At 42.6% G+C, this 24,618-nt stretch carries 17 protein-coding genes; 1 reads left to right on the top strand and 16 read right to left on the bottom strand.

Annotated features, from left to right (window positions below; translation table 11 throughout):
- Positions 1 to 20 precede the first annotated feature (20 nt).
- Both KJW29_RS05155 and KJW29_RS05150 read right to left on the bottom strand, forming a co-directional pair.
- Positions 21 to 2,453, bottom strand: coding sequence for a heavy metal translocating P-type ATPase (locus KJW29_RS05155; RefSeq protein ID WP_425517489.1), 2,433 nt, complete (start codon positions 2,451 to 2,453; stop codon positions 21 to 23).
- Positions 2,454 to 2,478: 25 nt separating this feature from the next.
- Positions 2,479 to 2,679, bottom strand: coding sequence for a copper ion binding protein (locus KJW29_RS05150; RefSeq protein WP_214629003.1), 201 nt, complete (start codon positions 2,677 to 2,679; stop codon positions 2,479 to 2,481).
- Positions 2,680 to 2,950: 271 nt separating this feature from the next.
- Between KJW29_RS05150 and KJW29_RS05145 the strand changes: the two genes are divergently transcribed.
- Positions 2,951 to 3,916 carry a cation diffusion facilitator family transporter gene (locus KJW29_RS05145; RefSeq protein WP_187105103.1) on the top strand — a complete coding sequence of 322 codons (966 nt, stop codon included), beginning with the start codon at positions 2,951 to 2,953 and terminating at the stop codon, positions 3,914 to 3,916.
- A gap of 36 nt (positions 3,917 to 3,952) precedes the next feature.
- Here the strand turns inward: KJW29_RS05145 and KJW29_RS05140 are convergent, their stop codons facing one another.
- From KJW29_RS05140 to KJW29_RS05080, 14 genes are all read right to left on the bottom strand, one after another.
- Complete coding sequence (locus KJW29_RS05140) at positions 3,953 to 4,873, bottom strand: F510_1955 family glycosylhydrolase (protein ID WP_343222826.1); 921 nt, start codon at positions 4,871 to 4,873, stop codon at positions 3,953 to 3,955.
- A 220-nt stretch (positions 4,874 to 5,093) separates the two neighbouring features.
- Complete coding sequence (locus tag KJW29_RS05135; RefSeq protein WP_214629001.1) at positions 5,094 to 8,054, bottom strand: leucine-rich repeat protein; 2,961 nt, start codon at positions 8,052 to 8,054, stop codon at positions 5,094 to 5,096.
- 156 nt (positions 8,055 to 8,210) lie between these two features.
- Positions 8,211 to 12,119: a lamin tail domain-containing protein gene (locus KJW29_RS05130; protein WP_214629000.1), complete on the bottom strand. Its 3,909-nt coding sequence runs from the start codon at positions 12,117 to 12,119 to the stop codon at positions 8,211 to 8,213.
- A gap of 193 nt (positions 12,120 to 12,312) precedes the next feature.
- On the bottom strand, positions 12,313 to 16,209 hold the full coding sequence (locus tag KJW29_RS05125; protein ID WP_214628999.1) for a WG repeat-containing protein: 3,897 nt from the start codon (positions 16,207 to 16,209) through the stop codon (positions 12,313 to 12,315).
- Positions 16,210 to 16,522: 313 nt separating this feature from the next.
- Entirely contained in the window at positions 16,523 to 17,443 is a 921-nt protein-coding gene (locus KJW29_RS05120; RefSeq protein ID WP_214628998.1) for a hypothetical protein, read from the bottom strand.
- 93 nt (positions 17,444 to 17,536) lie between these two features.
- Positions 17,537 to 17,869 (bottom strand): DUF3024 domain-containing protein, encoded by a 333-nt coding sequence (locus KJW29_RS05115; RefSeq protein ID WP_087568774.1) that lies wholly within the window; start codon positions 17,867 to 17,869, stop codon positions 17,537 to 17,539.
- Between the two features lie 224 nt (positions 17,870 to 18,093).
- The gene (gene comI, locus KJW29_RS35970) at positions 18,094 to 18,189 is read right to left on the bottom strand and encodes a competence inhibitor ComI (RefSeq protein ID WP_219930283.1); all 96 of its coding nucleotides are present in this window, start codon (positions 18,187 to 18,189) and stop codon (positions 18,094 to 18,096) included.
- 267 nt (positions 18,190 to 18,456) lie between these two features.
- A complete protein-coding gene (locus KJW29_RS05110; protein ID WP_214628997.1) occupies positions 18,457 to 18,993 on the bottom strand; it encodes a hypothetical protein in 537 nt (178 codons plus the stop codon).
- A 307-nt stretch (positions 18,994 to 19,300) separates the two neighbouring features.
- Positions 19,301 to 19,540 carry a hypothetical protein gene (locus KJW29_RS05105; protein ID WP_214628996.1) on the bottom strand — a complete coding sequence of 80 codons (240 nt, stop codon included), beginning with the start codon at positions 19,538 to 19,540 and terminating at the stop codon, positions 19,301 to 19,303.
- Between the two features lie 221 nt (positions 19,541 to 19,761).
- The gene (locus KJW29_RS05100) at positions 19,762 to 20,340 is read right to left on the bottom strand and encodes a hypothetical protein (protein WP_214628995.1); all 579 of its coding nucleotides are present in this window, start codon (positions 20,338 to 20,340) and stop codon (positions 19,762 to 19,764) included.
- A gap of 160 nt (positions 20,341 to 20,500) precedes the next feature.
- The gene (locus KJW29_RS05095; protein WP_214628994.1) at positions 20,501 to 21,331 is read right to left on the bottom strand and encodes a hypothetical protein; all 831 of its coding nucleotides are present in this window, start codon (positions 21,329 to 21,331) and stop codon (positions 20,501 to 20,503) included.
- A gap of 367 nt (positions 21,332 to 21,698) precedes the next feature.
- Positions 21,699 to 21,980 carry a hypothetical protein gene (locus KJW29_RS05090; RefSeq protein ID WP_214628993.1) on the bottom strand — a complete coding sequence of 94 codons (282 nt, stop codon included), beginning with the start codon at positions 21,978 to 21,980 and terminating at the stop codon, positions 21,699 to 21,701.
- Positions 21,981 to 22,178: 198 nt separating this feature from the next.
- Entirely contained in the window at positions 22,179 to 23,177 is a 999-nt protein-coding gene (locus KJW29_RS05085) for a site-specific integrase (protein WP_214628992.1), read from the bottom strand.
- Positions 23,178 to 23,992: 815 nt separating this feature from the next.
- Positions 23,993 to 24,514, bottom strand: coding sequence for a DUF6886 family protein (locus KJW29_RS05080; protein ID WP_214628991.1), 522 nt, complete (start codon positions 24,512 to 24,514; stop codon positions 23,993 to 23,995).
- Positions 24,515 to 24,618: the final 104 nt, after the last annotated feature.

Here is a 24,618-nt window from a genome sequence, read left to right as displayed (position 1 = left end):
TCTCCATTCTGACTTCCTGATTAGTGGCGTGCTTTCACACGCTGCAAGCGAAGCGCATTAAGGACAACCGATACCGAACTTAACGCCATCGCTGCGCCTGCCACCCATGGGGCCAACAAGCCAATCGCGGCAATCGGGATGCCGAGCGTGTTATAGCCCAGTGCCCAGAACAGGTTTTGTTTGATATTGGCCATTGTCTTGCGGCTCAAATAGATCGCATCGGGAATGCTCGACAGATCGCCGCGCATCAGAGTCACATCCGCTGCTTCCATCGCCACATCCGTCCCGGTGCCAATGGCCATGCCGATGTCCGCTGTCGCCAGCGCTGGCGCATCATTGATGCCATCGCCAACCATCGCCACTTTTTTGCCTTGGGCCTGCAATTTCTTAACTTCCTCGGCCTTGCCTTCTGGAAGTACCTCAGCCCGGACTTGGTCAATGCCGACTTGAGCTGCAATCGCTTTGGCGGTCCGTTCGTTGTCGCCTGTAATCATGATGACCTCGATGCCCATTTGCTTCAGACGGCTCACCGCCGCTTTCGACGTTTCCTTGATCGTATCGGCTACCGCGACCATACCGGCGTAACGATTATCGATGGCAACCAGCATGGCGGTTTTGCCTGCTTCCTCCAGACGGGACATCGGCTCATAGGCAGCCTTAGCGTCCACATCGTATTTCTCCATTAAGCGGCGTGTGCCGACAAGCAGCTCCCGGCCATCTACCACGGCTTTAATGCCGTAGCCTGGAATAGCTTCGAACGATTCGGTTCCCGGCAGCTCTATTTGTTTGGCCACAATACCGGCCACTATCGCTTCTGCCAGTGGATGCTCCGAATTTTTTTCGGCCGCGCCGACAAGTCGAAGAAACTCCGCTTCGTTGTCTTTCGTGATCACATCGGTCAGCTCCGGCTTGCCTTTTGTAACGGTGCCGGTTTTGTCCAGAATGATCGTATTGATCTTGTGCGTCTGCTCCAGATGCTCGCCGCCCTTAAACAGAATGCCCATCTCAGCCGAGCGGCCGGAACCGGCCATAATCGAAGTCGGCGTTGCCAAACCGAGAGCACAAGGGCAAGCAATAACAAGAATCGCAATGGCAATTTCTAGTGCGTGGGCAAAATCGCCTGGCGTAATGAAAAAGTACCATACCAGGAACATTACAATGGCAATCCCTACGACAATCGGAACGAATATGCCAGAGATGACATCGGCTACCCGCTGAATCTGCGCTTTGGAGCCTTGCGCTTCTTCTACGACTTTAATGATTTGCGCAAGAGCCGTTTCTTTGCCGACTTTGGTCGCTTTGATGCGCAGGATGCCGTTTTTGTTGATGGTAGCCCCGATAACGGAATCGCCAGCCTTCTTTTCGACCGGCAAGCTTTCGCCTGTCAGCATGGATTCATCCACCGATGAAACGCCTTCCAGCACTTGACCGTCCACCGGCACTTTATCGCCAGGGCGAACCAGCACGACATCCCCTACGATAACGTCTTCCACCGGGATCGTTATTTCCTGGCCATCCCGAACGACCAAAGCCGTTTTGGCTTGCAGCCCCATGAGCGACTTGATTGCTTCCGAAGTACGTCCCTTTGCCAGCGACTCGAACAATTTCCCCATAATAACCAGTGTAATCAGCACCGCGCTGGTTTCGTAATAAAGCGCAGGACCATGATGCATCTGATCCCCGGCGGCGAACCAGTCAATCGTGAGATACAGGCTGTAAAAATACGCGGCCGATGTTCCAAGTGCAATTAGAACATCCATGTTTGCGCTGCGATTTCGCAGCGCCTTATACGCGCCGACATAAAACTGCTTCCCGATATAAAACTGTACCGGTGTAGCCAACAAGAGCTGAACCCAAGGATTCATCAGGAAATCCGGCATGTAAATCCATGACGTAAAGGAGAAGTGACCTACCATCGTCCACAATAGCGGAAAAGAGAGAATGGCCGAGATGAGCAATTTCAGCTTCTGCTGGCGAATCTCGCGGACGCGATGGTCAGCCGAATTCCGGTTTTCCTGTTTGACGAGTGCTTTGTAGCCCAGCTTCTTAACTTTCTCCTGCATCTCTTCGATCGTGATTTCACCAGCCGAATATTCGACGCGGGCCGTTTCCATTGCAAAGTTTACGGTAGCGCTGGTTACGCCTGGCAGCTTGCCAAGCCCTTTTTCAATTTTGTTGGCGCAGGCGGCGCAGGTCATGCCTTCCAGATTAAATTGTGCCACTTCCGTCACCGTTCCGTATCCGAGCTTCTTGATCGTATCCTCCAGGTTTTTTACGTCCACTTTATTCGGATCGTAGGTGACATTTGCTTTTTCCAGTGCAAAGTTGACATTTGCAATGGCCACGCCATCTAATTTATTAAGCCCCTTTTCAATCCTGTTGGCGCAGGCGGCGCAGGTCATGCCCGTTATTTGAAATGACGACTGTTTCGCCTTCGTTGCTGTCGTTTCCACTATGTTCACTCCTTTTTCGTTTAGCTCAGGCCACGTCATAGCCCTGTTCTTCAATAACTTCCTTGATTTGATCCAGAGAAACCTTCTGTTCGTCGAACGACACATCGACCGACTCGCCCTTTAAATTCACTTTTCCGCTTGCGCCGATTTCTTTCAGCGCGCCTTCAATGGAGTTCACGCAATGCTGGCAGCTCATACCTTGTACATTCAATGTTATGTTTTTCATATTTTCATCCGTCCCTTCAAGTATTGATAGTGGTTATTTTCAAATAGGAAACTGTCGCTTTCGTAAACTTAGTATACCCCCGTACCCTATAAACGTCAACTCTTTTTTTGTCTCTTTTACATTCCCCTTGATTGACGAGCTTATTCTTGGCAATAGCAATTTAACGTTTTTCAGTTAACATTTTTCTTGACATGTAATTTTTGATACACTTATAATAATACCAACACAACATATGAGCAAGTGTTCATATATTAATGATGGAGGGATTTTAATGGCGGGACATCACCACGATCATGGCCATGACCATGGGCAAACCAACAACAACAAAAAGATTTTATTGATTTCATTTATTATCATTACGGCGTATATGGTCATCGAAGCCGTGGGCGGATTTATGACCAACAGCTTGGCCTTGTTATCGGATGCGGGCCATATGCTTTCGGACTCTTTGGCATTAGCGATTGCCTTACTCGCCTTCAAATTCGGCGAAAAAGCGGTCAGCACTGGAAAAACATACGGATACAGACGTTTCGAAATACTGGCTGCCACGCTCAATGGACTGACTCTGATCGGCGTTTCCCTTTACATCTTTTATGAAGCGATCGAACGTTTTGCCAATCCGCCGGAAGTCGCTACGGTTGGCATGCTTATCATCAGTACCATCGGGCTGCTGATCAACATTCTGGTTGCCTGGATTATGATGCGCGGCGGCGATACGGAGCATAATTTGAACATGCGCGGCGCTTTCTTGCACGTGATCAGCGACATGCTGGGTTCGGTAGGCGCCATTGCGGCCGCTCTGCTCATGATGTTCTTTGGCTGGGGCTGGGCCGACCCGTTGGCCAGCGTCATCGTTGCCGTACTCGTACTCCGCAGCGGCTATATCGTGAGCAAGTCGTCCTTGCATGTATTAATGGAAGGAACTCCGCGCAATATGAAGGTAGAAGACATCGCGCAAGCCATACGGGAGGTCGACGGCGTCAAAGGTGTACATGATTTGCATATTTGGTCGATTACGAGCAATATGCATGCTCTGACTGCCCATATTGTAGTGGATGGGAATAAGACGGTGTACGAAACGGAAGCCTTATTGCACAAAGTCGAACATATGCTGGAGCATAAAGACATTCGCCACGTAACCTTGCAAGTGGAATCGGAAAATCACACGCATGAGGACAACCTTTTATGCACCATTAAAGCAAGTCTGCCCGATGCGCATGCTCATCATAATCATTAATGCAAAGAGCAGTTGGATGTTGTCCAACTGCTCTTTTTAACGATCCAAAGCTTCACCTTGATTGGCTATCTTTATCCATGTAACCCCTTGATCGTCGGAGAAGTAAACATCTTTATTAACTGTCGTAAACACCAGCTCCTGTTCATCAACGGGATTGATGGCAATATAGGATGGCGCATCGTTGATTAATTCAGGAAGCTTTAATTCATTAAGCGTATTTTCAGCCCCCATCTTGAACATAACGCCTTTGTCTTGATAACCTCCGACGTACAATTGGCCTTCCAAACTATACGCGACGGCTGTCACTGGGATATCCGCTAATTTTTCAAAACGGTTGCCATAATCCGTGGACACATATAACGCCTTCTCCGTCCCCACCGCCACAATCGCATCCTCATACGGATGGGCGGACATGGCAACCACTTCCTCCGTTATGCCAATCATTTCACTTTGCTGCCAATTTTTCGCCTCATCCAGTGTATAATAGATGCCGACCGTTTTCAGCCTTGCATTCGGTTCCGGGTTGAATGCATAAATCGTTTGGCCCGTATACGAAGCGCTTAACAAGTGGAAGTCAATCTGCCCGTATAAATCTAGATGCTCCAAGCTTTTCCCACTGTCTGCACTCTTAACGATACCAAGCGGATTTTTTAAATCCGAATCCAAGGACGGATGCCCGCTGCTGTAAAATCCGCCATCGACCATCGAGAAACCCATGTAATCATGTTTGTATCCGGAAACTTCACCCCATTTTCCCTGAGAAAACTTTCTCAATCCGTCATGAGCCGGAATATAAATGTTTTGTCCGTCGGAAGTATAGCCTAAACCGTGAATGTGAGTTAGAATAACAGGCTCGCTCTCCTTCCCTTGCATGGAACATCCGGTTAAAAAAATGGCAATAAGTACGACGAGGAACGACCACTTGCGTTTAACAGAATTAGCACTCGATTGAAACATATGCACTTTTCAAATCCCCTCTTGATTCAACTTTCTCCTAGTCCCTAGTTAAATAAATATACCCCACACTTTTGAAGAACTTGTGTAGAGCGGTAAAAAATCATTGGGCAGTTGGAGAGCCAAAAAGAGCCAAAAAGAGCCTAAACCGCAATGGTTTGGGCTCTTTCTTTTACGATACTCAGTGCAACCTCGAACTTGAGTCTGGCGATTAATTCAGCAACTACTTATTTTCCAGACGGCCTAACACCTCTTTAAATTTCACAAACATTTTGGCTGCCTGCGCCCTTGTTGCTTGATCGTCAGGACTAAAGTTTTCGTCAGACCCCTCTGCAATTTTTATTTCAACAAGCATCGCAATGGCGTTTTGTGTTTCTTGATCATATCCTGCGGTATCCGAGAAATATGCCAACTGTCTCGGTTCGTATGGTGTTCCGTTTACCTCCTCATAGGTACGGTAAAAAATTAAAGCAAGGTGAGCACGTGACACATCGGCAAAGGGGTTGAATGTCTGGTCTGGATAACCTTTAACCATACCAATTGCATATGCCTTCTCAAGTTCCTCCATTACATCTTTCCCGATCGATTGGACATCTGTAAATGGCACTTGCTTTGGTTCATCCAACTCCAATAATCGTACAAAGAGACTTGTTACTTCCATACGGCTTATCTGGTCATCCGGTCGGAATGATTGATCTGAATAACCATAAAACAATCTCTCCCAATAGGTCTTCTTGATATAGCTTTCCGCCCAATGACCTGCAATATCGGCGAATGGAACCTTCTCCAATCGATTCACTGTAATGGTATAGGCCTGTTCTTCCCCGTTTTCAGCGAAAATAACGATATCGATCATGTTTTTACCTTCGTTTAATAGCCATGTTTTCTTATCTACAAACGCTTCGCCATCTAAAGTGATCTTCGCCTTGGGATGATGCGTCTCCACGATAATTTCTAAGGTTTCTGCTTCCGTATTACCCAAATCATATTCGAGTTGGACCCGATCAAAAGGCAATATATTTACCCCATCGACGATAGCTTCTAATCTGTCCAAACTTGTGTCACTGGAAGGAATATAAACTCCCCATAACGGGTCTGGACTTGCATCAGTTGATAAAACGACCAGTTGCAGTGTAGTTTGATTAAGAATATTATAGTCTGCTAATGTGCGACCATCCTCTAACGCATTGCCTCCAAAAGATATTTTTTGCTTTTCCGTTGCAATCCCTGCAGCATCTTGAATTTTTTGTTTCAGCTGCTGAATAGAGTCGCTGCCATATGCGTGAAGGGTAATTGTCTCCCCATCTCCTATTTGCACATGAATGATTAGTAGGGATTTATCAATATTGTTGATCGCTATCCTCTCGACTTTTTCATTCCCCGTCTTATCTTTTACATATACGGTGTATGTTCCATTAACTGAAACAATAAATCGATTGTCCGTCACATCGTCACCATCTCCAGCCCGGAAATCGGCAAGGTCTTTACTTCCTTCTGCCCATTTCAACTCCACCACATTCGCTATATCGCTTACCACATCAATCAAGACCGTTACATCCTCATTCGTCGGTTCAGTTTCGCTTGGGGCTAGTGTAATCATTAAACATTCATCCGCTTCGAGCTGCTCGAAAGAATACCCCCAATGAATCGCAAGTTCATTTGCTGTCGATCCACAATAACCAAAAATCTTTATTCCCTCAGGGTTTGTTGGGTTCGAATCATGAAAAGTATTTTGATTAAGTATTACCTCATTGTTTAATACTGTAAATTCCTTGATCCGATTTTGCATAAAAGCACCCTCACCAATAGACCTAACAGATTCCGGTACAATCACACTCTCTAAATTCTTTTCAATAAAGGAGTAATCCCCGATAGTCGCAACAGTCCTCCCGTCCAGTGTATTCGGGATTTCTATACTTGTATCAGTTCCCTTGTACCCTGTGATCGTTACAGTATCATCATCATTAACTACGCATTCAAAAACTGTATTTTCTCCACAAACCGCTGAACCGCTCTCCTCCAACATTTGAAAGGTGTAGCCGATTGCTATCGCGTATTGCTCTGTTGTCGATCCACTATGACCAAATAGCGTTATATCCCCTGGTGTCGCAGGCGGAGCTTGAAAAAAAGGAAACATCCCAAATTCCAGTTCGTCATTATATACCTTTACTTCTGTTAAGGGATTAAAGGCAAATGAAGCATCGCCAATCGTTCTCACACTATTTGGCAGCGTTAATGTATGAATCTCGTTCTGAAAAAATGCACTCGTCGCGATAAGGTTCACAGTACCCGGGATCACCACTTCCTCCAGCTTATTCCGTTCAAAAGCGTGCTCGCCAATTTCCTCCACGCCTTCGTCTAAGATAACCGCTTCCAGCACATTTCCCATGAACGCTTCTTTTTCAATTACAGACACGCTGCCAGGAATGCGAACCGACTCCAGCAAGTTATCTTTAAAGGCACTTTCTCCTATTGAGCTTAATCCTTCTTGCAAGGTTAACGTACGAATATTATTTTTACCATCTTCACCTAAAAATGCCTTCTTTCCAATAGAAATAATTGTACCAGGCAGCGTCGCTTCCTCCAGCTTGTTATCAATAAATGCCTCCTCGCCAATTACCTCCACGCCTTCCGGAATATGCACTGCTTGTATTTCATTATCCCAAAATGCTTTATCTTTTATTGTCTTCAAACCTTCTTTTAATGTTACCGTCTTCAGACTTCCCTGACTGAACGCTCCCTCAGCAATTGTAGTCACTGTCCTAGGGATATCGACATTCTCCATTTCATTTCCTGCAAATGCCATCAAACCTATTGCCATTAATCCATCATTTAAAATAACGGAGTCCAATTCACATCCCATAAATGCCCCCATTCCTATGGTCGTGACAGTCCCGGGAATCGTTACTTTATCCAACTTTAATCCCATAAATGCCTGATCTGCAATCGCTGTAACATCTTTTCCCTGAATCTGTTCCGGAATATTCACATCCGTATCCGTTCCCAAATACTTTACGATCGTTATCGTTCCACCAACATCCAAAATATCGTAATCCGCCTCATCCGCAAAAACTTCCGATACTGGGTTCATTAGCATATGCGGCAAAATGAGCAACAGCATGAGTCCAATCATCCCGGCTTTACGAATATAACCTCTCCATTTGTTACCTTCTTCCTGTAACATCTTCTTCCACCTTTCCATTTACGATTGTATAGAACCATCTTAACAAACCCTTATGAAAGAATAATGAAAGGCTTGACGCACTGAGCCTGATCCATTCTGGGCGCATCACAAAAAATCTCCCTTCGGTTAATTCCAAAGGGAGATTTTCCATTTCATTTACTTCATAAACTCTGTCACTAAATTTTTGAATACGGTGGCCACTGCCGCTCTGTCTGCAGTTGCCTTTGGCGCGAAGGTGTTTCCGCCAATTCCGCTTATAATGCCATAACTTTGAATAGTTGTCACTGCATCCTTCGCCCAATCGCTCACTGCGTTTGCATCTGCAAAGGCCGGCTTGTTTGTGCCTGTTAATTTAATGCCCTTGAACTCCATATAGTTATGAAGCATCACTGCCATTTGCTCGCGGGTGATCGGTGCACCTGGATTAAATCTTTCATTCCCTACACCTGACACAATCTTTTTATCAGATGCCCAGGCAATTGCAGCGCCATACCAAGCATCCTTATCTACATCCACAAATACTGATGTGTTGTAGCCAGAAAGGTCTGCTCCCTCAATATTCGCAATAACCTTAGCAAACATAGCTCTTGTCATCTCTTTATTCGGCGCAAACTCATTCTCGCTTACCCCATAAAAGAACTGGCGAGCGGCTACAAAGTTTACTGCATCTGCATACCATTGTGTGCTTAAGACATCCGCAAACTCCACTTTATTGTAGCCAATCACATAGCTGGAGAAGTGGTTAACCGTCATCTTTACTGTACCAGCTTCAGCATCATATATTCCATGGACAAGTTCAAGCTTTCCGTTCTTGTCCAGATAGTATACTACAATGGCGTCTGGGTTCTCGCCTTGTTGTAAGGAGTACGGAACGGATACGCTCACTAAACCGCCATTGAAATCAGCTATCTCCTCATCACCGCTTGTTACTGTAAAATCGAATACCGGTCTGTCCGCAATCCGCTCTTTAGTAACTGTGGACACTGAAAGTGTGCTCGAATCAACAACAGTTGCTGATATCTTTACATCGGCCTTAGTCGCATCGGCAATTGTTTTTAGAGCTATATCGTCAATAGTGAAGGTTGCAATTGGCGATGAAATGACAAGTGCCTCTATTTTGGCTCCGGCTAATGCTCCAATAGATTTGTTTGGAATCAACAGTTCAACTGTCTTGGCATTTGCAACAGCTTCTACATTGATTTCAACAGTGGATGCTGTACCGTTCTCAGCTTCCGCGAAAGCAATTGCATCTGCTAATGCTTGTTCTGTCAGAGCTGCTGTAGCTATGCTGCCTTCAGCAGTTTGTGTTAACTTGGAAGTAACGCTGATTCTGTTCTGTTCTACTGTTGGCGCGTCCGGTGTTGGGGTTACTGCTCCATTGTTGCCGCCTCCTGGGCCGCCAGTACTTCCGTCACTTTCTTTATAATCAGATGCAATGGAACCTATAGATAAAGCGCCCAATTTATCTCCATCTTTAAATCGATACACCGGTCTTTGACCATCTTTGGTGTAACTTGCCTCTGCAATTGCAAATCCTTCATTATTGGCACTAATGTCGACACCACTTGCAGGCATGATGTGAATAACCTCTGGATCGCTCTCTCCATTGAGTGTTATTTTTGCTGCACGGTTACCATATCCATCATCCGCAACGACCCACAATACATGTTCATAAGTATCGTAGTCAAGAGCCATTGCTCCGCCAATCTTTCCGTCCATATCAGCAATTTGAACAGAGCTTCCATTTTCATTCAAAACATATGCGTATACATGACCGTTATCTTCTAATGCCACAAAGAACACACCGTTTGAAATGGCATCTGGATACTTCGTTGCATCAAAAACTGTATTCGTATTTTGGTCATAAAGCTTACCATCAACATTTGCGTTTGATACCCATTCTACAGCTTCAATACCCATATTGGCAGAAACCTGTGGCAATGAAGCCGTTAAATCCCACTGCTGTAATGCAACCAAATCGTTGTCTTCTTTACGTGGATCAACTTTCAAAATCATATTAAAGTTAACGCCTTTAACACTATTATCACGTTCAGAAGCAATATAAACAAAACCATCTTTATCTACTGTAATTCCTTCTGCATCCGGACCAGCTGCGCTTGCATTGTCTGCATCCTTTTGGAATCGAACACGTTTGCCGTTTTCAAAACCTTTTGCAAAACTCAACTTTCCATCTTTTGAAACGTCTAAAATCCAGAACTTACCTGTACCGTTATCAACAGCATATAATTGGCCATTAAAGAAATCCAAACCTGAAGAATCTTCTAAAAATGTTTCTTTAGTGTCAAAAATGACAACTTCATCATTACCTGGCCATGCAATCATTTCAGGGATACCTTCAAATTTATTTGCTTCACCAGGCGTTGCTTCTTTTGTACTTCTATACTCGCGTCCAGTAACATCCGGATATAATCCCCAAGTAGGATTTGTATGATCTGCCCATGTTGTGCCGGCTATTAACCTATCATTTTCAAACAAACGTACAGAACCATTTTTTCCTAGTCCAAAACCAAATGTTTCTTCTGACAATACCAAAAATCCAGATGCCGGAATGGTTGTGCCTTCAGGGATAACATATTGATGCGTATCATCATTGTCTTTAATGACGATTCCCGAAATATCTAAAACTTCTCCTGTTGGATTAGCAAGTTCTATCCAATCAGGTCCCCCATTCGAGTCATTTGACTGCACTTCATTTAATGCAACAGGATTTGTTACAACATTTGCTCTTCCTTTAGTCGAAGTGGGAAACTCTTTTAATTCTCCTGTTCCATCCGGAATACGTGCGTATACACCATTTGCATGTGCTTCCCACGAATATTCTGCAATGGACACACCATCTTTATTAAAAATAGTAACTTTATCAGCCTTTCCTAAACCAAATGTAAAATCCTTATTTTGATCAAAAACATAAAATCCGCCTGGATTAAGAACTGTTCCCTCTACTACGGGTGTTATATCTGCAGCATGTCCTACCGGATCATCATCATATAAATGCCAACCGGATAGATCTACGGCTGTTGTTCCTACATTATAAATTTCAACCCAATCAGTAGCATCACCGTCGGACTCTACTTCATTGATTACTATCTGAGGTTTATACCATTCGTTGTTTAGTCCCTTAGTTTCTTTCATTAATCCAAACGAACCAGTCCCATCCGGATATCTTCCGTAAGACGCCAATGCATCGTTATTTTCATAACTAGCATGCACGGTCCATGAGTATTCGTCCAGTAAATTCCCTTCTTCGTCATATAATCGGATAGAATCTCCTGAACCAATACCAATTGCTGCTTGGAATTCGCCTGCACCATAAACACCTGTCTGATCATCATATACTTGACCATCCGTATTTGCATCAACTACAAACAATTCACCTGCTTGCAGAGTTGTTCCTTCCGGAAATTTCCAACGATGGTCATTCGAATTGTCACGAATTTCATAGCCGGAAAGATCCATCTCTTCTGTTCCTATATGAATAAACTCTACCCAATCATCCGGCGCAGAATTAATCTCATTTATTAGTAATCTATGTTTAGGCAACTCTTCTTCTTCTACAATATTTAACTCGCCTTTGGTTGGTTTCAGATCGACAATTTCTCCTGTACCGTCTGGCACCCTTGAATATGTGCCAATTGCATGGCCTGAGTAAGTATACGAATCCAATAAAGTATTGCTACTATCATACAAAGAAACGGTATCATCTTTTCCCAAAGACAGATTATTTAACACAACATCATGTCCAACGACAAAAATTTCGCCAGCTTTTAATACAGTACCATCTGCTATACGCCATTCCTTATTTTCTTCTACTCGCTCTAAATCTTTATCATCTGTAACAAACCATCCGCTGATATCTATATCTTCATTGCCAGTATTCATTATTTCAATCCAATCTATATCTGTCACTGTATCATTAGATTCGATTTCATTAATAAAAACTGTATTTTCTACTTCTGATGCTTCTACATACCGCATTGGAGATACTACCATGAATCCAATAATAAACATGTTTAGCATACTCATTACTTTTTTCCTGTTTTTCATTATCACTGCTCCCTACTCGTTTTCTTTAATAATGAGACATCATTGTAAAATTCAAATGTTCTTTATGTAATAAGTTTATTAATTTTGCAAACCATCGCTTTATTCCATCTCATATGCGCGCAGACGAAAAAACAAGATGCCGGAAGCTAATCGCCTGCATCTTGTTTTTCTTTTGGTTGCTCTATTCACCTACTTATTTTTCCTTTACGGTTACCCACGGACGGATCGAAACGATTTCTTTTTGCTCCACATAGGTTTTGTATTCGATTGTTTCATCGAAGTCGCCGCTGAACTGGATCAACCGAACATACGGACCTGTCGGCGTCAGCGTTGTACTGGTGCCATCCGCTCCTGTAACGGTTCCCATGCTGCTTCTGTAGATTTGGTCCAAATTCGTATAGTCGAGCTCTCCCGCCTGTATCTTTCGGGGCTGGCTGGAATGGTTCGCAACGACCAGCTTTCCGCCAAACTGATAATTATAGTAGTCGTCCTCGAAACGGACCATAGATGTGCCTGCTGTTATATAGATGGCACTGTATGGAGGCAAAGTAATCGCCTCGCTATTCCTTACGCCGTAATAGTTTACGTTTTGCCCGTTTGAATCCTGACTTTTGCGAAGGACGTACAACTCGAACATTTGATCATGAAAAGGATACTGCTTTTCCAGCTCCTTTGCCGCTTGGCTGGCTTTATCCTTCTGCAGAAGCTCCTCATATCGATCGGTAATGACAACGCCCTCCCGGCTGTAGAAGTTTTGCGTATAATACATATTCATCGCCTTATCCATAGGATGCATGGCATTTCCGGCATTAAAGGCAATTCCGACGCCTAATCGCTCCCAAGGGCCGAGAATCGCTCTGCGGTGTCCTTCGGAATTCATCCAGCCCTCATGGGCATAGATGATGCTGCGTTGATCGGCGGCAATATTTTCACCCACGGTACCATAGGCTATACCAGCGTCATCAAATCGACCATCCGGCTCCTGGCCCTGCGGACTGGTATGTGCAAAATACTTCTGCTCCCTCATATCCTCACTATGTTTCTCCGCCACCCGGGCGGCTGCTTCGTCCCATTGCAAGACCGGCAGGCCGTACCGGGTACGCGTCGCATTGACGAGATCGAGCGATTGCAGCGCAAAAGCCTTTTTGAGCGCCGCCGTCTCAGGGGCATACAATTCTTTCATTCCGTCCTCTACAGGCTTGGCGATAATTTGGAGCGAGGTCACCCTATTGTTGTTAAACTTGTCCATAAACAGCGTCACGTAGCTTTCGTCTTGCTCGAAAATTTTGGCAAAATTCACGCTCAAACCATACTCTTCCTTATAAATGCTGCTAGTACCTGTGCCATACCGCTTCGCCACATCCTCCGGTCCGGAGCCGAGCTTGATTCCTCTTGCCGACGACCAGTTGTCCGACGTGGTGTAGAAGCCGACAATTCTGCCGGACTTGATGCCGACCTGCACATAATTGGCGTAATCCTGATTGTAAATATACCACTGGAATCCATATTCGCTGACGTCCTTCCGCGTAGGTTGCCCTAGCTTCGCCAACAGCGTCTGTTCAGTATCGCCAATAATGAGTCCCCGCACCTGGAATTCGGCCGCAGCCGTCTTGACGGCAATATCAGCCTTGGACAGCTTGAAGGCGCGTTCCTTCATATTCTGGATCAGCGTGATCGCCTCCGCGCGGGTAAGCGGGTCGTTGACGGCGAAACCCTCGACTGTTCGGGACGTTTTTCCGCCCGCAATGCTTAAGTCCAGTACATACTGTACGGCATCTTTCGTCTGCTCAAAGCTGAAACCTTGTGTCCCGGCAAGCAGGCGGGCAACCTGTCCTCGATTAAAGCCCTTTGCGTCCGCTTTTTGCAGCAGAGGCCAGTTGTATTGCGCTGCTGCCTTAAAATACGGTGTATGCCAAGCGGATCCGTTCTGAGCTGCTTCCATTTTAATATCCGGGAATGCGCCGAGCAGCATTTTAAGAAATTCCGGCTCGCTTACGCTCTTGTTGGGGCGGAAGGTTGCATCCGGGTAGCCGCTGACTATCTTTTGATCCACTGCCCATTGAATCGTCAGCTTCGCCCAATGTGTCTGAGTATCGGTAAATCCGGTACCCGTATTCGGAGGCGTGCTGCCGTTTCCGCCCGATTGTGATTCGCCATCGCCACCTGAACCCGGGGCCGGTGTAACAGCAGCGTTGCCCTTGACATAGGTTTGCTTATAGTCCATCGCCGCGAGCGGGCTCATCTGCATGCCCTTGGCGACAGCAATCGCTTGTATCTTAACGGATTTGCCTACGGCAAACGGCGCTGTGTATTGTTGGGTATCCGAATTGGACAAGTTGGACAGCGGGTCGCCGCCATTTAGCGTATAATAGATAACTGCATTCGCTGTGCCGCTCGACAAGGTTACAGTGGAAGGCTTTCCGGCTCCCTGGGATGCAACCCGGATGACAACGGGCTCAACCTGAGGCAAGGGATTATGCAGAAAACCCAGTTTTCGGGATGAGCTTTCCTGTACAAGCGCCGTCCCTTCGAGGAAACGCCTGCTATCTAAATAAATCATCCCCGTCACTTCGTTCCCCTGCACGTCAACATATCCCCGCTTCCCACCTTTGGATACTTCGGCAAACCCATTATAGAAATCGCCGGCATCATCATAAATCGGCGGTATTACTTCTTGGCCGCTTGCGTTTACAAAACCATACTTCCCGTTCTGCTCCACGCGCCCCATGCCTTCGTTGAACGACCAGACGTACGTATATTTCAGCGGTGTAACTTCCACGCCTTGCGCATTTACATATCCCCAGAGGCCGCCACTATAATCAAATACGGTCCCCGTCCCGCCGTTCGACACAGGCGAGAGTCCTTCCGTAAAGCCTCTGAAGCTATCGAACATGTCGCCACCGACATAATCATACCGTAACGGAACAACCTCTCGGCCGGCAGTATCAATGTAGCCAAATTTCCCTCCATGATAATAGCTTCCCGCACCGGTGCCCCCTTTGGACACGCGTGCGTAGCCGCGGATGAATTCCTCTGCATAATCGTACTGCAAGGAAACTACCTCTTTGCCCGCTCCATTGACAAAGCCGAACTTTTTATTCGAAAGCACGACATAATCCTTATTCCCTTCATTCCCGAAATATTCGCCTTCCGAGGATTGGGGGATATAATCTTCGCCGTTTGCCACAAGAGCAAGTCCGTTTCTGAAGCTGGTACTCACTTCATCATACTTCAGCGGCACGACCTCTTTCCCTGCACGGTCAATATAGCCGGATTTGCCGTTAAGCGTGACATAGGACAAGCCTTGATTGAAAAACCAGGCTTCATCGTATTTGGGGGCAATGACCATCGTCCCATATGTATCTATATAACCGTATTTTCCATCGACTGATACTTTGGCCAGCCCTTCCGAAAAATCGCTATACGAGGAAGTGCCCGATGGGCGAGCATACACCAGTTTACCCTGTGTGTCGACAAATCCAATTTCCTTGTCCGTATAAACCAGGCCGTAACCGTCCGAAAATACGTAGGCATGATTGAAAATCAGATCGGTCAGCTTCTTGCCTGCGGCATCGAGATATCCGTATTTGCCGTCCTTTTTGACCAGGATGGCACCGTCACTGGGGGGATTGATTTCATCATAGATGGGCGGAGCAATAATCCCTTGCGGACCGACCAGCCCGGCCTTGCCATCCACCCACACATTATCGGACTTGCCCAGCACCCGAACGACGCCGTACCCGTTGCCGACCGCAATCGCATCATCGTAGATCAATTCGGTTAATTCCTTGCCCTGGCGATTAATAATGCCGAATTTGGCGGCCGAACCGCTTTTCACGCCTACGACAGCCAGCCCATCCTTGAAGTTATGGGCAAAATCATATTTGAATGCCGTAATCGGATTCCCTTCGCTATCAATATAACCTGATTTGCCATCCTTTTTGACTGATGCCAGTCCTTCCATAAAAGGCGAACCGGAGTCATATTGGGGGGAGATTTGATACGAGATCGCCTCTGCCTGAACGATGCCGGGCATAAGACCGCCAATCATCGCTGCCATTGTTAATGCCATTATCCATTTCCGAATCAACACAAAGCCACCTGCTTTTCATTTTTTTCGCTACTGCAAAGCTACCCAAAAACAAAATGCCCGTAAAGCATGATGGCTCGTTAAGGGTCGCTCCAATCGCATATTGATTTTTTATCCTGCTGTGGAACTATTTTCTGAATTCTATTCTATCAAATCCCAGTGATAGAATCACTATTTCATGAATTTTCTGTACCATTTTTGAGAAAAGTAGTACTAATAGATTGCGTCAGAAGTCCGTTTCCGTTGTCAGACGAACAATCGTACCCGTTTTCCACTTGTAAATATAAAAAGAAAAAAGCCCTGCTTAGCAAGGCTACAGTAGAAGAAACCGATCTAGTCCGATGCCGCTTATCAAACATCGTTCCTTTTTGTTTCCGAGCATTTGATAAATCCAGTCAACAAAACCGCCATCACCAAACTCTATCTTTTCGCCATCTCTTTCCATATATATCTTGAAATTAACTCCTTGGTAATACTTGTTATCCACATCGTCATAGTCAAATGAAAGCGGCGTATTGGGAAGCGTAGTTTTTATAACTTCGGTCATTCTGTCAAAAAAACCGTCACCGTCTGTATAGCCGCCTCTTTTTCGCAGAACGATAGATAGTCTTGCGTTGTATTGTTCTTGGAATAACTCTTTATAAAAAATCAAATGCTTTTCCAACAGATCTTTTTCACAGGTATACGAACCACTATCTTTGCCCGAAGATACCATACAATAAAGACCGAAATGAGCGAAAAAGCCTTTTCCGGAAAACGCCTGCGCCCGGACAACTCTTGCAGTTGCAGCGTAATGCAAGGGGATAATATTGCTCTCGATTCTTCTCTTTAATTTGTCAGCGATAATAATAGCTAGCATATTAGAGGGGTCAGACAGGGTTTCCGTCCCACGCAATGCGCTTACTACATTGTATTGGTCTACGCATCCAAAAGCGCTGCAACTGCCAAGAGGCGCAGACGGTGAAAGCAGAACAGTTTTGATCTCCATGTTCTGCGCAGCGGTTAATAGCTGTGTTTCTAAAGCGTGAAATTTAGCTGGGTCAGCATCGCTTGGGATAGGGAAACGGTTGGATTGATACGTCTTAAGGACATCCGCCGGGGTAATCCCATCCGTTTGTTTTTTAAACAGCTCTAAAAGCAGCGAGTTTAAGTCTGCCTTTGACAGAGAGAGGAGTTTATCTACTATTTCCGGGTCGCCTATTTGGTTCAAAATCCTGTTTAAGATTGTACTCATGGACACCACCCTCATTGTATTTTATATTCTTAAATAATAGGCCATAAATATTTCATTTATGATTTGGGCTGTATCCTATAACGCTTCATCTAATTAGCCCCAAAATAATCCTCTGTTATCTGTATCTACGATTTTCAATTGTTTTTCAAAATCTTCATCTGGGACGATGTCATCAACAAAATGCCACTTATTCTTACTATCTCTCCAGTATACTTTCCATTTATTTTGATCTAATCGAAATTGTGCTACATCTAATTCCACCCATTCATCACTCATAAAAGCGGGTCGTTCTTCGATAAGAGTAATGTTATTTCCTCTGATTTTGTAATTAAGTCTGATTTGATTTCTAATGTGCTTTGGGATTTTCTGTTCTATATAATCTGTCATTAACTTTTCAAGTCTCTTTTTTGTGAATGAGTCTAACATGCATACACCTCACCGATAATATTCTCAGTTTTTATCGCCTTTAATATCCTTGTTATATTCTTTAATAGCTTTTCCTGGTTCACTTCTTTTTCCAATTGTGTTATCATACCTATAAAGAAGCCGAGTGCGGCAAACACTCGGCGAACAATCGGCTTGGATGGGGTATCCCTTCTTAGTTGAATAGGATTAAAAACCCACCTGAGCGCTAACCTTAGGGTGGGTTTTTACTTTCTCTTGTTGTTTGAGTTGATGTATGTTAATAGTGCAAGGATAAACGATCCAAACAGAAACATGATCGTTAGGGCATCCTTAACCTCCATGGCCTCACCTCCTTTCGAAGGGAAACCATGCCCACCCAAGATTCAATTGTCTTTCCCTATTGTACCACCATGTACCAATTTAGTGAAGAACATTTGTTCGTTATTATTGATATCGAACTCGTTAATTTCGTCTAATATCTCTCAGATTCACGAACTCCCGTAGGGAGTTGTCTCTGCATCCACTTCCTCGAACCCTCTACTGCGACCAAGGGCGTCAGCCCGATGCGTGAATATGTGTTATGTGATGTAATCGACTTCGTTGAAACACTAACTAATCTCTAATCTGATTGAACAATTTCTTATTGCTTGTTTTATTTGATCTTTCTCTAAATTCATTTCAATTCCATCAGCAATACTCTCCATTGGGAAAAATGCTAAAGAAATTTCATCTTCTAAATAAAAAATGACCCCATAGTCGAATTGAATTTGCTCTTCTCCAATTTGTTCAGATTTAACATGAACCTCAATTCTATTAATAACTAAAGCTCTTGGTAAATTAAATGAAAAAAAGGGGCCTACAAAACATCTATCCTCAACGTTGTAATTCAATCCTTCAGGTGTATCCGAAGTTTCAAATGTTAGTTTCCAATAATCATTATACTCTTCTGTCTCTAGCCAGAAATTCTTTATAATCAAAAAAGAATCTGAATTAAGTAAAATACTGAAGTTATCATATGAACTGATGTAATTGGATCCATACTTTAATTCAGCACCAGGCGAATTAATGATTTGAATATTCTTGCCAATACATCCTTTAAGGATTTGAATTTGTTGATCATCAAGTATAGAAGAATAAGTCTTCACTTTTAGACCTCATTTCGACTTTTCTCTGCTTTTCGATTATTTCACATAACGTGTTGTGTTCATGAGCCCGAAAGGCTTAAGTTGCCGATCAATCATGCGCAGCGATTAACTCTTGCTGGGTGGCTCCGCCACTTAGCCTTGCAGGGTTGTCCGGCTGAATCCACTTACTGGCTTCTCAACTTCTGCAGGACCAAGGAGCGGATGCGACGATGCGTGAACATGGTGCTATACGCTGCCCCGGGCATTACAATTTAAATTAATCCGTTCTAAACAAAATCAATCGAAGAAACCTACTGATGCACTCTCTTTATATAAGCTCCCAAAGTCCTCTTGGGCTCTGATCCACGGGCTTCATAATTCCTTCATCTCTCAATTTTTTTGCCGCCCATCTTATTTCATATTGCCATGTATAAAATATATCTCCGCCTTTCCTCAGATCTTGTTCGTAGTTGTCCCATATATATTTGCTTACTTGAACTATATTTGCTTTATTCCCATTTGTCTTAATAGCTTCTACAACTTTTTCAATTAATTTTTGTCTTGTCATAAGTAAACTCTCCTTATAGATAGTGTTTATATTGATTTATATTTTAAAAGTTACTAGTTAATTAAGGAGGGGGAGCGTATAACGTTTCGTATTTTCATGACGTCCGACGAAAGTCGGATGTCATCGGTTGATTCAGGTTCCCTGCCAATAACTTCTGACCGGACCGAGGGCGAAGACCGCAGCGTGAATATGCTGTTATATGAAGGAACCCCCTTCTCTGATTATCCTTTCAAATTTTTGCGATTCTTTTTCTTTTCAATAGCATCTCTCACCTCTTTTACAATATCGTTTTTCTTAACTTCACACTTAATTGGTATTGACAATATATCCTCCTTCTTTAAAAGAATAATTATTGCGTCATCAATGTCCAGATCTCGTTTATTACTTAAAATAATTTGTTCATTACTATTAAATCGAAGTAAGTATAACTGCCCATAATCTTTATGATCAATATAGTAAAACTTTTCTCTACCCTTTATCAAAATGATAATTGGCGTATACATATATATCACCATTGTAATCATGAAGCCTATTATTAATGCAGCCATAATGTTTTCAAGTAAACTTTCATAACCTAGATCTGTTCCTTCATTGAAAATCTGCACAAAAATTGCAAATGAAAATACAGAAAAAAGAAGAGTTAAACCCACAAATTTTACAATGTGAATTAGTATTTTCTTCTCATCATTTGATAATGCTCTCTCAATCTTTGATACTCTTAGTAATGCAATCGCTCTTATAAAGGTTATTAAAGCAGTCGAGATAATGGCATAGTTAAATATTTTTGATAATAAATCCATAAACATAACCCACCTTTTTTTTGTGTTCTTTCATATAACGTTTCGTATATTCACGACGTTCGACAAAGTCGAGTGTGTCCGGCTGCTACAACTACCTTGCTAAAATCTTCTGCCGGTCCGAGGGCGACAGCCCGATGCTTGAATATGGTGTTAGGAGAAGTCAATTCTTCTCTGATTGCGCTTTCAACATATATCTTAATTCTTTAATCGTTTCTACATCCCTTAGCTTGTAATTCTTTATATTATTTTGTAGGGTTTTCTTATTAAATCTGCATTCAAGAAAAACTACAACCAAAGCTATTATCTTCATAGAACGCTTCTTAATATTTGTTCTTATAATAATATGCTCATAAAAACACATATATTGTAGCAAAAATAACAGAGGAGTATGCAATAATATACCAATAATATCGATAAACATCTTTTCCCAAAATTCTATTTTTGTTGTATCGTAAATGCTAGAAATGAATCCTCGAATAGCAGCTATAATAAAGATGAATCCAAAAATCATTAACATGAAATTCATTAGCATCTTAACTTGAAGGTACTTCTCATCCTTTTCTGCAACGGCCATAAGCCCGCCAATGAGCGCGATTAATGGAACGATGACTAATTCAGCCCAAATAGATAAAGTATATTCATTTATTATAAATAGTGGAATAATACTAAATTTGAATGATTCGACAATTAGGTGATTGACGTTCATATCGACATACTTTGAAGATATTCGGAAGATCAATGGATATAACGCCATGAATATCCACAAAATATAATCCTTAATCACTCCAAGTTCTAGTATTCTAAAGTAATACATTATACAAAATATAAACACAATATAAGAGTTTGTAATAACGAAAATGGGGTGTTTTATTAAACTAAAAAGTGACTTTATTATGTTTGGAATTGATGCCCTCACTCCTTTTATAGATAGGGCAAAAATAACAAACACAATAAGCCAAATTATCAAAGCTTGTTCCCTAGGATTGAACAACTTAATTACCTCTTTTTTATATTATTAGTTGATTTCGTCTAACGTTTAGTATATTCACGACGCTCGACGAAGTCGAGTTTGTCCGGCTGATTAGCTCATGACTACCTTGCCTTGGATCTATAATTTCTAAGCCTTGTCTATCAGAAGCATGAAATAATATTTCCATTTTAAATTTCCCTTCTATTTTGAATTTCGGTAATTTCCTATAACGTTTCGTATATTCACGACGCTCGACGAAGTCGAGTGTGTCAACAGCAACCGCTTCTTTGAAGCCGCTTCTGGGACCGAGGGCGAACGCCCGATGCGTGAATATGGTGTTATATGAAGTAACCAACTTCTCGAACATCTTTCACAATTATATTCGTTCTTAAATATGCTTTATTAATATCTTTCCTTTTGTGTTAAGCGCTTGCTCTTCGGAAAGGTCAACAAGTATTCCTATAATATCTTTTCTAATGTTCTTTATGTTGCTTCCATAATTAAGAATTTCGATGCCTTTAATAGCAATTTTCGTTTTTTCATTTGATTGATATCTTAAAGTATCTCCGATCTTTAAAGAGACATCAGAATCATTGAGAATAAGTGTGAGAACGTAACCTCTACCAGTAATTTTGAATACCTCTTCGACCTTACATTCTAAAGAAGACAAACAACATCACCGCTCTTTTAAGTTTGAAATCTGGTTATTTCATATAACGTTTCGTATATTCACGACGTCCGACGTAGTCGGATGTGTCCGGCTGCAGTTGCTTCCCTGCCAACTACTTCTGCCGGACCGAGGGGCGAATGCCCCGATGCGTGAATATGGTGTTAGGCGAAGTAATCAGCTTCTATGAACAGGCTTAATTTAAATATAGTTAAAATATTGTGTTTTACTAATTTCATCATTTATTAATGATTCAGCAAAATCAATAACAATTCCATTATCATAAAATTTCTCTTCAAGGCGTGAGATTTTAACCCCGCTTATAATGGATAATAATGCTGGATTTGCACCATTCTTCACCATACAATATAAAGCTGAATTCATTATTACTTCTAATTGAAACGAAGAAGAATCTGTATCAATATCAATCGCTTCAGTTCGCTTTAAAAATAATGAGAAAAATTCATTTAAATATTCCACCCTAAATTTCTTAGGTGAATAAAGAAATTCAAATAGCACTTCATCCTCTAACATTTCTTTATTTCTTTCTTTGGAAATAAAAATAATCGCTTCCTTTATATCTCTACGGAGACCATTTGGAATTCGTATATTAACTGAATTAATAAGCACTGATCTAAAATCATCATTAAAATCGCTTCTTTTTATTGCACAAACTACAGACTTCTTTGCAGGCGCCACTAAAGTCAACTTAATGAAAATCCGGAGGATCATAAATTTAATATAACGTTTCTTTTCATTAATACCCTTATGGTTGCCATAAGTAATTGACTCAAAATATAAATCAAGTTGTTCAACTAACCGTATCATATCTCCAACTTCCCTGAATCCTCGCGACTGGTACTCAGGTAAATTGTATTTAAGCGCAATCATATCCTTATAATCTTGATATGAAGCAAGATTATTAAAAATATCATCCGTATAATGTTTAGATACTAAGTATTTATAAAAATCCTTAATAGCCTCTAAGTGATTTTCCATACTTGATCTCGTCTTAATTAAACCTTTACTATTATAATGCTCGATACTACCCTCGATATCTTGGCGAGAAATGTTCTTGGGTTCATTTGCTTTATCTACAACAATATCCAGGTAATCTACAAATTTAGTAACATGATTCGAATAAGTATCATCACGATCAAGGTATTCTTGTTTCCAAGTAATCAAAAGTTTTTCAGACATCTGCGATATCTCCTTTAAATTTTTGTTTTCAGTTTTGATTATTTCGCCTAACGTTTGTGTATTCACGAACCTTCACTGCCTTAAGTGACCGGAGGGAACGGCCGCGACGCGGTTAGGCAGTGCAAGGTTGTCCGGCTGACTATGCTTCTCTGCTACTGAATCAACTACTTCGAAACCTCATCTTTCAACTTCGGTCCGGACCAAGGAGCGATAGCGACGCAGTGTGAATACGGTGTTATATGACGTACTTGTCTCCTTGAGCTACTTTCACAACGGCTTCTTTGAGAACACTTGCAAATTATGCTCTTCTAACCAACATCATCGAGTCGGCTTACAAAATATGCTTTTCTAAACCAACCTCTTCGAATCGGCTTGCAAATATGCTCTTCTAACCAACCTCTTCGAATCGGCTTGCAAATATGCTCTTCTAACCAACCTCTTCGAATCGGCTTGCAAATATGCTCTTCTAACCAACCTCTTCGAATCGGCTTGCAAAATATGCTCTTCTAACCAACCTCTTCGAATCGGCTTGCAAAATATGCTCTTCTAACCCTACTTCATCGAACCGGCATTCAAACACACTATTTTATTACAGCCTCATCAATCCGGTTGCTAAAGTTAGAAAATGCAATTCCGGTGAATGAACCGAATTCAAAAATTGGTCTTCGAGTATGTCATATAACGTTTCGTATATTCACGACGCTCGACGAAGTCGAGTGTGTCCACAGCAACCGCTTCTTTGAAGCCGCTTCTGGGACCGAGGGCGTAGCCCGATGCGGGAATATGGTGTTATACGCCGTTGCTTCTTCTTCGAATTACCTAATCGTTCTTATTGCATTATCAAATTTATGTATTCCAAAGTCCTTTATTGTAGATTTCAATAGTTCATTTTTTAAAGTGTTTAGTTCAGGTGTGAAACGCACTTCAATATTCATTTCCATTAGTCTTTCAATTCCATTATTAATCGTTGTCATGCATTTAGGTTTAACTTCTTCGTAAGAAATATAGTAGCCTGCTGTTTCATCGAATAATGAAAATGAGTCGTTCGGCAACTCATATCTAAATAGTGTTGTATTCATTATTGACTTGTACCAGTTAGTTTCTACGGTTATGACAATATCAGCCTTCGTCGTACCAAAGAATCTAATAAAATCTTGTTCATTGATATTGTCATGTTTGGAATACACGATTCGTGGACAGCCTCGCGGAAAGAAAAAAGTAAATTGATGTTCTTCATCTATAGCCCAAACAACGGGAGGCATATTTCTTCTATTATCTTTAATTCTCGGCTTGAAGATTGATATGTCATCTTCTTCGCTAAAATGATATAGCTTCATAGAGTTCCCCCATTCATATTGATCTTAGCAATTGCGTATAACGTTTCGTATATTCACGACGCCTGGCGAATGCCGGGTGTGTCCGGCTGATTCCGCTTCCCTGC

The organism is Paenibacillus agaridevorans (assembly GCF_018604145.1).
GTDB classification, from domain to species: domain Bacteria; phylum Bacillota; class Bacilli; order Paenibacillales; family Paenibacillaceae; genus Pristimantibacillus; species Pristimantibacillus agaridevorans.
The sequence above is the reverse complement of the archived record's forward strand: the minus strand, read 5'-3'. Positions and strand labels throughout refer to the sequence as shown.